This window comes from Streptomyces sp. P1-3 (genome assembly GCF_050613155.1).
GTDB lineage: Bacteria > Actinomycetota > Actinomycetes > Streptomycetales > Streptomycetaceae > Streptomyces.
The window spans coordinates 3,291,316-3,303,227 of sequence record NZ_CP192512.1 but is presented as its reverse complement, the minus strand read 5'-3'; the positions used below and the strand labels follow the sequence as shown (position 1 = coordinate 3,303,227).

Genomic DNA, 11,912 nt, shown 5'->3' with positions numbered 1-11,912 from the left:
AAGAGGTGCGGCGGAAGGACGGTCATGCCTCCTCAGCCGATGCCGGAGCCGACGCCGTCACGGGCCCCGGAGCCGCCGCCGGAGCCGATGCCGGGGTCGGTGCGTGCGTCGGCGCCGCCGCCGACGACGCCTGGCGCACTCGCCGCGTACTACGGGCTGGAGCCCCTGCCCCGGGAGGGCGGGCTCTTCCGGCGCATGTGGGCGGGGCCCGAGCGCGGCGACGGACGCCCCGAGGGCTCGGCGATCGTCATGCTGCTGACCGCCGAGCCGGGGGACTTCTCCGCCCTGCACCGGCTGCCCAGCGACGAGGTCTGGCACTTCTACCTCGGCGATCCGCTGGAACTGCTGCTGCTCGCACCGGACGGCACGTCCCGTTCGGCCGTGCTCGGGCCGCACGTACTGGGCGGGCAGCATGTGCAGTTCACCGTCCCCGCCGGCACCTGGATGGGCGCGCGCGTCGCTGCCGACGGGGCGTGGTCGTTCTTCGGCTGCACCATGGCACCGGGTTTCAGCGACGACGGCTACGAACACGGCGACGCGGCGGAACTGGTCGCGCGCTACCCGCGTGAAGCGGCCCGTATCAAGGAGCTGACCCGCCGATGACGGACCGTTCCGCGTCTGAGTCCGGATCAGGGGCAATATCGGACGCAGCGCCGGAGGAGGCGCCGACAGCGCGACTGGCGCTGAACGCGGAACCCGCACCGCACCCGGCACCAGGCGCGCGACCGTCACCGTCACCGTCACCGACACGGGCCCCGGCCCCGGTCAACGCCCCTGCCGCCGCCAGCGCCCAGCCCGCCCGCCCCACCGGGGCCGGGTCCATGCCCGCCACCGGGGCCGAGGCTGCCCGCCCCACCGGGGCCGAGCCCGCGCACGTCGCTGAGGCCGGGCCCGCGCACGTCGCCGTGTTCGAGGCCAACCGACCGCGCCTGTTCGGGCTCGCGTACCGGCTGCTCGGCACCGCGAGCGAGGCCGAGGACGCCGTACAGGACGCGTACCTGCGGTGGGACGCGGCCGACCGGGCCGCCATCCGCACCCCGGCCGCCTGGCTGACGAAGGTCGTCACGAACCTCTGCCTCAACCAGCTCACCTCCGCCCGTGCCCGGCGGGAGTGCTACGTCGGCCCGTGGCTGCCCGAGCCCGTCCTCACCGATCTCGGCTCGGGGTCGCTCGGCCCGCTGGAGACCGCCGAACAGCGCGAGTCCGTGTCCATGGCGCTCCTCACGCTCATGGAACGGCTCACGCCGAGCGAACGCGCGGTCTTCGTCCTCCGCGAGGCGTTCGCGTACAGCCACCGGGACGTCGCCGAGATCCTGGGCGTCCAGGAGCCGCATGCCCGGCAGTTGCACCGACGGGCGCGACAGCGGCTCGGCGAGCCGGAGCCGCGGCGGCGGTTCCCCGTGGACGGGGCGCAGCGCACGCGGATCGTCCAGCGGTTCTTCGCCGCGACGCTCGACGGCGACATCGCCGGGCTGGAGCGGCTGCTGGCCGAGGACGTGGTCGCGTGGGCCGACGGCGGCGGCGAGGTGACGGCCGCGCGGCGGCCGATCACGGGCCGGGAGAAGGTGCTCCGCTATCTGCTCGGGTTGGCGCGGCGACCGGAGGCGGCCTTCGTGGTGGGTGCGGTCGCCGAGGTGAACGGCGGGCCCGCGGTGGTGCTCACGGTCGGGGAGGGCGGCCCGCTGGTGTCCGTCGTGGTGCCGGAGGTCGTGGACGGGCGGATCGTCGCCGTCCGTACGGTCGCCGCGCCCGGGAAGCTGGCGTTCGCCGCGACCCAACTCGCCTGACCCCGGCCCGCGAGCTCGCCTGACCCCGGCCCGCGAGCTCGCCCGAGCCCGGCCCGCGAGCTCGCCCGAGCCCGGCCCGCGAGCTCGCCCGAGCCCGGCGTGTGAGCCCGGCGTGTGAGCCTGCCCGAGCCCGGCCCCCCGAGCTCGCCTGATCCCGGGCGTCCCATGTGACCCGCTTCACGTCCTCGCCTGTCACGCATCGCCCCGCTCCCCGGTTCAAGCAGGGACCGAATCGAACGGGAGGATCGATGACTCACCACATCGTGGTTCTGGGCGCCGGGTACGCGGGACTGGGCGCGGCCAAGCGGGCCGCGCGGCTGCTGGCCTCCGCCGACGTGCGCGTCACCCTGGTCAACGCCGCGGACCGGTTCGTCGAACGGATCCGACTCCATCAGCTCGCCGCAGGGCAGCCGCTGCCGGATCTGCCGCTGGCCGGCCTGCTGGCGGGCACCGGTGTCGACCTGGTCGTCGCCACGGTGACCGCCGTGGACCCGGTGGCCCGTGCCGTGCGGATCGACGCGCCGCCGTACGACATCCCATACGACACGCTGATCTACGCCCTGGGCAGTACCGCCCCCACCGGCGCGGTACCCGGCCTGGCCGCGCACGCCCTGTCCGTGGCCACGTACGAGGACGCCGTCCGGCTCCGCGAGCGACTGGCCGCGCCGGGGGCCGCCACCGGCTCGCTGGCCGTGGTCGGCGGCGGTCTGACCGGGCTGGAGACGGCCGCCGAGCTGGCGGAGTCCCATCCCCGGTTGCGGGTCCTACTGGTCACCGACACGGACCTGGGTCCCGGGCTCTCCGCTCGCGGACGGCGTCATCTGCGCCGGGCGTTCGACCGGTTGGGCGTCGAGGTGCGGGAGCACGCCCGGGTCTCGATGGTCACCGAACACGGTCTCGTGTTGGCCGACGGGGCGCGGCTGCCCGCGGACACGGTGGTGTGGGCCGCCGGGTTCCAGGTGCCCCAAGTGGCGCGCGAGGCGGGCTTCGCGGTGGACCGGTACGGGCGGATGGCCGTGGACGAGACGCAGCGTTCGACGTCCCACCCCGAGGTGTACGCGGTGGGGGACGCGGCGACCGCGCCCGCGCCCGGGCCCGAGACGCGCATGTCCTGCCAGGCCGGGCTGCCGATGGGGGTGCAGGCCGCGGACGCGGTGGCCGCCCGGTTGTCCGGCCGCGCTCCCAAGCCGCTGGCGGTGCGCTACGTATCGCAGAACATCAGCCTGGGCCGCCGGGACGGGCTCATCCAGCTCGTCCGCGCCGACGACAGCCCGATGGGCGCGGCGTTCACCGGGCGGCCGGCGGCGGCCTTCAAGGAGTCGATCTGCCGGCTCACGGTCAGGGTGATCCGCCGCCCCAAGCCGGGCGCGCCCCGGGGCCCGCGCCCCAACAAGGCCCGGACGCCGGCGGACGCCGGCGTGTAGGGGGGCGGAGTGTGTGTCGGGGACGGACGCGACCGACCCGCGACCATGCTCCGGGATCCCCCACCCCAGCTCAGGGCCACACGGCCGTGAGCTGGGGGCAGGGGTCAGGGCCACACCAGGCAGTAAGCCTGATGCCCCGCCTCATGAAGCCGGTGCGAGAAGTCCTGCCACTCGTGCAGCAGTTGGTAGACGGTGAACGCGTCGCGCGGGCCGCCGCGGTCGGGGACCGTGGACCAGATGAAGGCCGCCGCGCCGACCGCTTCCTCGCCGACGCCGCGCAGCGGGTCGACGACCGTCATCGGCAGCTTGACGACCGCGTAGTCGGGGTGCAGGACGACGAGTTCGAGCGGCGGCACCTTGTGGAGGGGTATGCCCTCTATGCCGGTGAGGACCATGGCGGCCACCGTCTCCGGCTTGATCTTGGTGAACATGCCGCCCATGCCGAGCTCGTCGCCGCCGAGCTCTTCAGGGCGCATCGAGATGGGGACCCGTGCCGCGGTCGCCCCGTCGGGAGCGCCGAAGTACTTGTAGGTCACCCCCATGCGGCCGTCCCTGCTTCCCCTTGTCGCGCTGCCCGCGTCGTCCCGCCGGTGCCGCCCATGGCGTCTGGGGCGACCGGAGTGGGCGCCCTCGGGGCCCCGGTCGTCGGTCCCCTCACCCAGTTCGCCACCGCGATGCATATCTCCACCCGACTGCGTTTCCTCGGATGCGCGGCCCCTGCCGCGCGACCCGATCATCGTGTCTGAGACCTCCCCCGCGTACGGACGGTGAAACGCCCGGACGCGCGTCCCCGTCAGCCTCTGACACCATGGCTTGCGTGAGCAATCCCTATCCGTACGCAGCACCAGTTTCGCAGACGCTTTTCGACCGTGCGGCCATCGTGACGCCCGGCGGTGTGAACTCCCCCGTGCGCGCGTTCCGCGCCGTGGGCGGTACGCCCCGGTTCATGGTGTCCGGTGAGGGTCCGTACCTCACGGATGCCGACGGCAGGGAGTACGTCGACCTCGTGTGTTCATGGGGGCCGATGATCCTCGGGCACGCGCATCCCGAGGTGATCGCGGCGGTGCAGGCCGCCGTCTCCCGAGGCACGTCCTTCGGTACGCCGGGGGAGGGCGAGGTCGCGCTCGCCGAGGAGATGGTGGACCGGATCGAGCCGCTCGAACAGGTGCGCCTGGTGTCGTCCGGCACCGAGGCGACGATGTCGGCGATCCGGCTGGCGCGCGGCTTCACCGGCCGCGCCAAAGTGATCAAGTTCGCGGGCTGCTACCACGGCCACGTGGACGCCCTGCTGGCCGCGGCCGGCTCCGGGGTGGCGACCTTCGGGCTGCCGGACACCCCGGGGGTCACCGGTGCCCAGGCCGGGGACACCATCGTGCTTCCGTACAACGACCTCGACGCCGTCCATGCCGCCTTCCACGCGCACCCGGGCGAGATCGCCTGCGTGATCACCGAGGCGTCGCCGGGCAACATGGGCGTCGTCCCGCCGCTGCCCGGGTTCAACCAGGGGCTGAAGGACGCCTGCGCGAAGAACGGCGCCCTCTACATCTCCGACGAGGTCATGACCGGGTTCCGGGTCTCCCGGGCCGGGTGGTACGGGATCGACGGGGTGCGCCCCGACCTGATGACCTTCGGCAAGGTCATGGGCGGCGGCTTCCCGGCCGCGGCCTTCGGAGGCCGGGCGGACGTCATGGCGCAGCTGGCGCCCGTCGGACCCGTCTACCAGGCGGGCACGCTCTCCGGGAACCCGATCGCCACCGCCGCCGGCCTCGCGCAGCTGCGGCTGCTGGACGACGCGGCGTACGAGACGGTGGACGCGGTCTCCGCCGAGATCCGCGGGCTGGTGGCCGAGGCGCTGTCCAAGGCGGGCGTGGCGCACCGGCTCCAGGTGGCGGGCAACATGTTCTCCGTCTTCTTCACCGCCGACGAGGTCCGGAACTACGACGACGCGAAGAAGCAGGAGAGCTTCCGGTTCAACGCCTTCTTCCACTCGATGCTCTCCCAGGGGGTCTATCTCCCGCCGTCCGCGTTCGAGTCGTGGTTCGTCTCCACGGCGCACGACGAGCGGGCCGTGGAGCGCGTCGCGGCCGCTCTGCCGGAGGCGGCGCGGGCCGCCGCAGAAGCCACTGAATGATGGGTGACATGACAAAGACCGACAGCGACATCACCGTCGTCCATCTCATGCGCCACGGTGAGGTGGAGAACCCGGACGGCGTGCTCTACGGCCGCCGTCCCGGCTACCACCTCTCCGAGCTGGGGCGGCGGATGGCCGACCGGGTCGCCGAGCACCTGGCCGACCGGGACATCCAGCACGTCGTCGCCTCCCCGCTGGAGCGCGCGCAGGAGACGGCGACTCCGATCGCCAAGGCGCACGGCCTGAACCTGGCCTCCGACGAGCGGCTGATCGAGGCCGGCAACGTCTTCGAGGGCAAGACCTTCGGCGTCGGCGACGGCGCGCTCAAGCGCCCGGGGAACTGGAAGTACCTCACCAACCCGTTCCGGCCCTCCTGGGGCGAGCCGTACATCGAGCAGGTCGTGCGGATGATGGCGGCGCTCGGCGCGGCACGGGACGCGGCGCGCGGGCACGAGGCGGTCTGCGTCAGCCACCAGCTGCCGATCTGGGTGGTGCGCAGCTTCGCCGAGCGGCGGCGGCTGTGGCACGACCCGCGCAAGCGGCAGTGCACGCTGGCCAGCCTGACCACGTTCACCTTCCGCGGCGACAAGATCGTCTCGGTCGGCTACACCGAGCCGGCCCGTGACCTGGTGCCCGCGCATCTGCTCGCGGGCGCGCAGCCGCGCTGGGGGAAGGGCGCGATCAAGGGGGCCGCCAAGGGCTCCCAGGGCTCGTCCAAGGCCTTCGGCGCGTAGCTCACGCGGCTCTCCGGCGGCCATCGCGCGACGCTGCGTCGACGAACCGGCGACCCTGCGTAGACGGTTCGGAACTGTTCCGACTTTTCGGGGCCGCGAGCGGAACCCCGGCATTCGTCACCCCCTCTCACTGGGCGTCCAGTGGGGGGCTTTAGGTGCAACGAATGCGATGGGGACCGTTATGCGCGATTTCAGCCGACGGGGAATGCTCGGACTCGGGGTAGGAGCGGCGGCGGCGATGTCCGTCGCCGGCTGCTCCTCCTCCGGGTCGTCCGGCTCCGGCAAGGGTGGAGCCGAGCCCGGTCAGACGGCCCAGGCGAAGCCGATCGGCGACGGCTCGACCGTCTACACCGGCAAGCAGCCGAATCAGCCGCCCAAGCCGGAGAAGCTGGAGCCGGGCCAGAAGCCGCCCCAGTTCGTGGTGTTCTCCTGGGACGGCGCGGGCGACGTGGGTGACGGCCAATTCCCGCGGTTCCGCAAGCTTGCCAAAGAGCACAACGCCTCGATGACCTTCTTCCTCTCCGGGCTGTACCTGCTGCCCGAGTCGAAGAAGCGCCTCTACCGGCCGCCGAACAACCCCGTCGGCGCCTCCGACATCGGCTACCTGACCGATGACCACATCAAGGAGACGCTGAAGAACCTGCGCGCGGCCTGGCTGGAGGGCCACGAGATAGGCACCCACTTCAACGGGCACTTCGGCGGCGAGGCCAAGGGCTCCGTCAAATGGTGGACGCCCGCGCAGTGGGAGTCCGAGATCGAGCAGGCCGTGTCCTTCGTCACCAAGTGGCGCACCAACACCGGTTTCACCGATCTCGAGCCGCTGCCCTTCGACTATTCCAAGGAACTCATCGGCGGCCGCACCCCTCAACTGCTCGGCCAGGAGAACCTGCTGCCCACGGCCCGCAAGCTCGGCTGGCGCTACGACTCCAGCTCGCCGGGCGGCCTCCAGATCTGGCCCGCCAAGAAGCAGGGTCTCTGGGACTTTCCGCTGCAGGGGATACCGTTCCCCGGCCACAGCTTCCCGGTCCTCTCGATGGACTACAACATCGCGGCCAACCAGTCGCCGAGCAACATCACCAAGGGTCCGCCGGCCAAGTACCCCGAGTGGCGCAAGCAGGCCACCGAGGCCTACATCGCCGGCTTCAAGCGGGCGTACGAGACGAACCGGGCGCCGCTCTTCATCGGCAACCACTTCGAGCAGTGGAACGGCGGCATCTACATGGACGCCGTCGAGGAGACGATCAAGCGCATCGCCGACGAGAAGGACGTCCGGATGGTCTCCTTCCGGCAGCTGTGCGACTGGCTCGACGCCCAGGACCCGCAGGTCCTCGCCGAACTGCGCGGATTCGGGGTCGGACAGCAGCTCACCGGGCGCAGCTGACCGCGCCGGAGGGGGGTGCGGAAGATCCGTAAACCACGCATGCGAAACTTTTCACATGAGTGCCTGCCGCGCCCCCCGGCGCCTCGCCAACCGCCGCCGTGCCACCGTGCCGGCCCTCGCGGCCGCGGCCGCCGCGCTGATCCTGTCCGCCTGCGGTTCGGGAGTGTCGGGCGGATCCGCCGAAACCAAGTTCGTCCAGGGCAAGGGGGGCGTGGAGACCGTCGCCAAGGGCGACCGGAGCCACGGCCCCAAGCTGGACGGCGAGACGCTCACCGGGGACAAGCTCGACGTCGCCTCCTACAAGGGCAAGATCGTCGTACTGAACGTCTGGAGCTCCACCTGCTCGCCGTGCCGGGCCGAGGCCCCCAACCTCGCCAAGGTCGCCAAGGAGACCAAGGGCGACGTGCAGTTCGTCGGGATCAACACCCGTGAACCCAGCCAGGCCCCCGCGATCAAGTTCGAGAAGGAGTTCGCGGTCGGCTATCCGAGCCTGTACGACCCGATGGGCGACCTGACCCTGCGCTTCCCCAAGGGCAGCCTCAACCCGCAGGCCATCCCCACCACCATCGTCCTCGACCGCGACGGCAACATCGCGGCCCGCGCGCTGAAGGCGCTCAGCGAGGAGAGCCTGCGCGACATGCTCGACCCGCTGATCGCGGAGAAGTGACCGCAGTGACCATTCTCGCCGCGGCCACCGACATGAATCAGACGGTCGAGACCGGGACGCTGCTGTTCGCGATCCCGGTGGCGGTCTTCGGCGGGCTGGTCTCCTTCTTCTCGCCGTGCGTGCTGCCGCTCGTACCCGGCTACATGAGCTACGTCACCGGCGTCGCCGGTACGGACCTGGCCAAGGCCAAGCGCGGCCGGATGCTCGCCGGCGCCTCGCTGTTCGTCCTCGGCTTCTCCGCCGTGCTCGTCTCCGGCGGAGCGTTCTTCGGCTTCTTCGGCAGCTACACGCTGCAGCAGCACAGGGAGACCATCACTAAGGTCCTCGGCGTCGTCACGATCGTGATGGGCCTGCTGTTCATGCAGCTGCTCAAGGGCTTCGGGCAGCGGGAGTTCCGTTTCCACAAGAAGCCCGCGATGGGGCTGGTGGGCGCGCCGGTGCTCGGCGCGATGTTCGGCGTCGGCTGGACGCCGTGCATCGGCCCGACGTACGCCGCCGTCCTGAGCCTGGCCCAGCACGAGGCGAGTGCCGGGCGCGGCGCCCTGCTCACCGCCGCGTACTGTCTGGGGCTCGGGCTGCCGTTCATCGCCATCGCCCTCGCCTATCGGCGGGTGCTCGGCTCCTTCGGCTGGGTCAAGCGGCACTACGTGTGGGTGATGCGCATCGGCGGCGGCATGCTCGTGCTGCTCGGCGTGCTGCTCCTCACCGGAGCCTGGGACAGCGTGATCGCCGATATGAAGATCTGGACCTACCGCTTCAACGTGGGGATCTGATTCATGGCCACCACCGACACGGACGCCGACGCCATGGAGGCCGCCGCCACGACGGGGGCCGACGCCTCGGACGCCGATGCCAAGGGCGCCGAGGACAGCGACCTCGGCGCCGCCGGGTCCCAGCTCTCCACGGCCCCGGCCGAGGACGCGGGCCGGGTCGTCGCCGGCTCCTTCGGCGGGGTGCGGCAGCCCGGCGCGCTGGGCGCCGTCCGGTGGTTCGGCCGCGAGGTCTTCGGCTGGGGGCGGTGGTTCTGGCGCCAGCTGACCTCCATGCGGGTCGCGCTGCTGCTGCTGTTCCTGCTCTCCCTCGCCTCGATCCCCGGCTCGCTGGTCCCGCAGACCAGCATCGATCCGCTCAAGGCCGACGACTTCAAGGCGCGGCACGAGACGCTCACGCCGATCTACGAGAAGCTCCAGCTCTTCAACGTCTACAGCTCGGTGTGGTTCTCGGCGATCTACATCCTGCTGTTCGTCTCTCTGATCGGCTGCATCGTCCCGCGCACCTGGCAGTTCGTCGGCCAGCTGCGCGGCCGCCCGCCGGCCGCCCCGCGCCGGCTGACCCGGCTGCCCGCGTACACCACGTGGCGCACCGACGCCGACCCGGAGCAGGTGCTCCAGGCGGCGCGGCGGGTGCTCAAGGGGCGCCGCTTCCGTACGCAGGCGACAGGTGACGCGGTCGCCTCGGAGAAGGGCTATCTGCGCGAGGCGGGCAACCTCCTCTTCCACATCGCACTGATCGTGATGCTGCTGTCCTTCGCGGCAGGCCAGCTGTGGAAGTCCGAGGGCGGCAAGCTGATCGTGGAGGGCGACGGCTTCAGCAACAGCCTCACCCAGTACGACGACTTCCAGTCCGGCCCGTGGTTCGACGCCGACGATCTGGCCCCCTTCCGCTTCCGGCTGGACGAGTTCAACGCCACGTACGAGCGCAGCGGCCCGAACATGCGCACCCCGCGGACCTTCCGCGCCGACGTGACGTACCGGGACGGCGTCGACGGCCCCGAGCGCAAGGCCTCCATCAAGGTCAACGAACCGCTGGAGGTCGCGGGCTTCAAGGTCTTCCTGCTCGGGCACGGCTACGCACCGGTGGTCACCGTCCGGGACGGCGAGGGCGACATCGCGTACAAGGGGCCGGTGGCCTCGCTGCCGGCGGAAGGCACCAACCTCACCGAGAACGTGGTCATCAAGGTGCCGGACTACCGCGACAAGGACGGCAAGAAGGACCAGCTGGGCTTCCAGGGGTACTTCGTGCCGACCGCGGACCTGAACACGGGCACGATGCTGTCCCAGTTCCCCGCGCTCGACAACCCGATGCTGTTCCTGACCGCGTACCACGGCAACCTGGGCATGGACGCCGGCGTGCCGCAGAACGTGTACCGGCTCGACACCTCGAAGATGAAGCAGTTCAAGGCGCCCGGCGGCAAGGGAGCGGCCTTCTCCAGCGCGCTGAAGCCCGGCGAGACCATGAAGCTGCCGAACGGCGCCGGAACGCTGGAGTTCGAGGGAGTCAAGGAGTGGGCGACCTTCCAGATCTCCCACAAGCCGGGCAACACCGGTGCCCTGTTCGGCGCGTCCGCGGCGGTGGTGGGCCTGGCCGCCTCGCTGTTCATCCAGCGCCGCCGGGTGTGGGTGCGGGCCGTGCCGGCCGACGACGGCACGACGGTCGTCGAGATGGCCGGGCTCGGCCGCAGCGAGTCGGCCAAGCTCCCCGAGGAACTCGCCGACCTGGCCGTCAGCCTCCAGGCGGACGCGCCCCCGGCAGCGGACCCCGGCCCTGACGCCGACCCCGACCCCGACCCCGATCCCGCCGATCCTGCCGACCCCGCAGACCCCGCCGACCCCGTCGAAGGAGCGCGCGCGTGAACCTCGCTGCCGCAGCCAACGAAAGCATGGCCCAGAACAGCAATGTGCTGATCTATTCGGCCATGGCGGTCTACACCATCGCGTTCCTCGCCCATATCGCCGAGTGGGTGTTCGGCAGCCGCAGCGCCGTGGCCCGCACCTCCGCCGCGGCCTCCTCCGCCGCCGAGTCGGCGACCGCCAAGGTGACCGTCCAGCCCGGTGCAAGCACCGGCTCCACTGGAACGGCCGTACTGGAGCGCCCCAAGGTGATCACCCGCTCCGCCGCGGGCAGCCGCGACGTCCCGGACGGGCCGGGCGCCGCGGGCACCAGCGAGCAGGGCGACATGTACGGCCGGATCGCGATCGGCCTGACCACCCTGGCGTGGCTCCTCCACGCGGGCGGGGTGCTCGCTCGCGCGCTGTCGGTGAAGCGGGCGCCGTGGGGCAACATGTACGAGTTCTCCACGACCTTCGCGATGGTCGCGGTCGGCACCTACCTGGCGCTGCTGCTGCTCAAGAAGAACGTGCGCTGGATCGGGCTGGTACTGGTCACCAGCGTCCTGCTGGACATGGGCCTGGCCGTCTCCGTGCTGTACACCGAGTCCGATCAGCTCGTCCCCGCCCTGCACTCCTACTGGCTGTGGATCCACGTCAGCTGTGCGATCCTCTGCGGCGCGGCGATGTACATCGCCGCCGTCTCCACGCTGCTCTACCTCTTCCGCGACCGGTACGAGGCGCAGTTGGAGAACCCCGAGGGCAAGCAGTTCCGGCCGGCTCTGAAGTCCCTCCTGGAGCGGGTCCCCTCGGCCGCGTCGCTGGACAAGTTCGCGTACCGGATCAATGCCACGGTCTTCCCGCTGTGGACGTTCACCATCATCGCGGGCGCGATCTGGGCCGAGGCCGCGTGGGGCCGCTACTGGGGCTGGGACCCCAAGGAGGTCTGGTCCTTCATCACCTGGGTCGCCTACGCCTGCTACCTGCACGCCCGCGCCACCGCCGGGTGGAAGGGCCGCAAGGCGGCCTACCTGGCGCTGATCGCCTTCGGCTGCTACCTGTTCAACTACTACGGCATCAACATCTTCGTCAGCGGCAAGCACTCCTACGCCGACGTCTGACCGCTCCTCGAGCCCCGTACGTCCCGTACGCCTGCGGCCGGTTCCCCTGTGACTCAAGTCA

The 11,912-nt window shown here is 71.4% G+C and carries 11 protein-coding genes; 10 read left to right on the top strand and 1 reads right to left on the bottom strand.

Annotated elements, in window-relative coordinates:
• Positions 1–87 precede the first annotated feature (87 nt).
• The 3 genes from ACQUSR_RS13900 (at position 88) to ACQUSR_RS13890 (ending at position 3,211) form a co-directional block, all read left to right on the top strand.
• Complete coding sequence (locus tag ACQUSR_RS13900) at positions 88–603, top strand: cupin domain-containing protein (RefSeq protein ID WP_431047574.1); 516 nt, start codon at positions 88–90, stop codon at positions 601–603.
• A 218-nt stretch (positions 604–821) separates the two neighbouring features.
• Positions 822–1,787: an RNA polymerase sigma-70 factor gene (locus ACQUSR_RS13895; RefSeq protein WP_431042876.1), complete on the top strand. Its 966-nt coding sequence runs from the start codon at positions 822–824 to the stop codon at positions 1,785–1,787.
• A gap of 248 nt (positions 1,788–2,035) precedes the next feature.
• Positions 2,036–3,211, top strand: a complete 1,176-nt coding sequence (locus tag ACQUSR_RS13890) for an NAD(P)/FAD-dependent oxidoreductase (RefSeq protein ID WP_431042875.1) — start codon at positions 2,036–2,038, stop codon at positions 3,209–3,211.
• Positions 3,212–3,315: 104 nt separating this feature from the next.
• Here the strand turns inward: ACQUSR_RS13890 and ACQUSR_RS13885 are convergent, their stop codons facing one another.
• A complete protein-coding gene (locus tag ACQUSR_RS13885; RefSeq protein WP_304463256.1) occupies positions 3,316–3,753 on the bottom strand; it encodes a hypothetical protein in 438 nt (145 codons plus the stop codon).
• A gap of 266 nt (positions 3,754–4,019) precedes the next feature.
• Between ACQUSR_RS13885 and hemL the strand changes: the two genes are divergently transcribed.
• The 7 genes from hemL to ccsB all read left to right on the top strand — a co-directional run bounded on the left by hemL (position 4,020) and on the right by ccsB (position 11,851).
• Positions 4,020–5,342 carry a glutamate-1-semialdehyde 2,1-aminomutase gene (gene hemL, locus ACQUSR_RS13880; RefSeq protein WP_431042874.1) on the top strand — a complete coding sequence of 441 codons (1,323 nt, stop codon included), beginning with the start codon at positions 4,020–4,022 and terminating at the stop codon, positions 5,340–5,342.
• A gap of 8 nt (positions 5,343–5,350) precedes the next feature.
• Positions 5,351–6,076 (top strand): histidine phosphatase family protein, encoded by a 726-nt coding sequence (locus tag ACQUSR_RS13875; RefSeq protein ID WP_431042873.1) that lies wholly within the window; start codon positions 5,351–5,353, stop codon positions 6,074–6,076.
• Positions 6,077–6,257: 181 nt separating this feature from the next.
• Entirely contained in the window at positions 6,258–7,457 is a 1,200-nt protein-coding gene (locus ACQUSR_RS13870) for a hypothetical protein (protein ID WP_431042872.1), read from the top strand.
• A 55-nt stretch (positions 7,458–7,512) separates the two neighbouring features.
• Positions 7,513–8,124, top strand: a complete 612-nt coding sequence (locus ACQUSR_RS13865; protein WP_431042871.1) for a TlpA family protein disulfide reductase — start codon at positions 7,513–7,515, stop codon at positions 8,122–8,124.
• Positions 8,125–8,156: 32 nt separating this feature from the next.
• Positions 8,157–8,897, top strand: a complete 741-nt coding sequence (locus tag ACQUSR_RS13860; RefSeq protein WP_431047572.1) for a cytochrome c biogenesis CcdA family protein — start codon at positions 8,157–8,159, stop codon at positions 8,895–8,897.
• Positions 8,898–8,900: 3 nt separating this feature from the next.
• Complete coding sequence (gene resB / locus ACQUSR_RS13855) at positions 8,901–10,757, top strand: cytochrome c biogenesis protein ResB (protein ID WP_431042870.1); 1,857 nt, start codon at positions 8,901–8,903, stop codon at positions 10,755–10,757.
• Complete coding sequence (ccsB, locus tag ACQUSR_RS13850) at positions 10,754–11,851, top strand: c-type cytochrome biogenesis protein CcsB (RefSeq protein ID WP_431042869.1); 1,098 nt, start codon at positions 10,754–10,756, stop codon at positions 11,849–11,851. The genes resB and ccsB overlap by 4 nt, the downstream gene beginning before the upstream one ends.
• Positions 11,852–11,912 lie beyond the last annotated feature (61 nt).

Coding starts and splice junctions, on each gene's coding strand:
- ACQUSR_RS13900 (WP_431047574.1), top strand. CDS start 88: ATGCCGGGGTCGGTGCGTGCGTCGGCGCCGCCGCCGACGACGCCTGGC.
- ACQUSR_RS13895 (WP_431042876.1), top strand. CDS start 822: ATGCCCGCCACCGGGGCCGAGGCTGCCCGCCCCACCGGGGCCGAGCCC.
- ACQUSR_RS13890 (WP_431042875.1), top strand. CDS start 2,036: ATGACTCACCACATCGTGGTTCTGGGCGCCGGGTACGCGGGACTGGGC.
- ACQUSR_RS13885 (WP_304463256.1), bottom strand. CDS start 3,753: ATGGGGGTGACCTACAAGTACTTCGGCGCTCCCGACGGGGCGACCGCG.
- hemL (WP_431042874.1), top strand. CDS start 4,020: ATGGCTTGCGTGAGCAATCCCTATCCGTACGCAGCACCAGTTTCGCAG.
- ACQUSR_RS13875 (WP_431042873.1), top strand. CDS start 5,351: ATGACAAAGACCGACAGCGACATCACCGTCGTCCATCTCATGCGCCAC.
- ACQUSR_RS13870 (WP_431042872.1), top strand. CDS start 6,258: ATGCGCGATTTCAGCCGACGGGGAATGCTCGGACTCGGGGTAGGAGCG.
- ACQUSR_RS13865 (WP_431042871.1), top strand. CDS start 7,513: ATGAGTGCCTGCCGCGCCCCCCGGCGCCTCGCCAACCGCCGCCGTGCC.
- ACQUSR_RS13860 (WP_431047572.1), top strand. CDS start 8,157: ATGAATCAGACGGTCGAGACCGGGACGCTGCTGTTCGCGATCCCGGTG.
- resB (WP_431042870.1), top strand. CDS start 8,901: ATGGCCACCACCGACACGGACGCCGACGCCATGGAGGCCGCCGCCACG.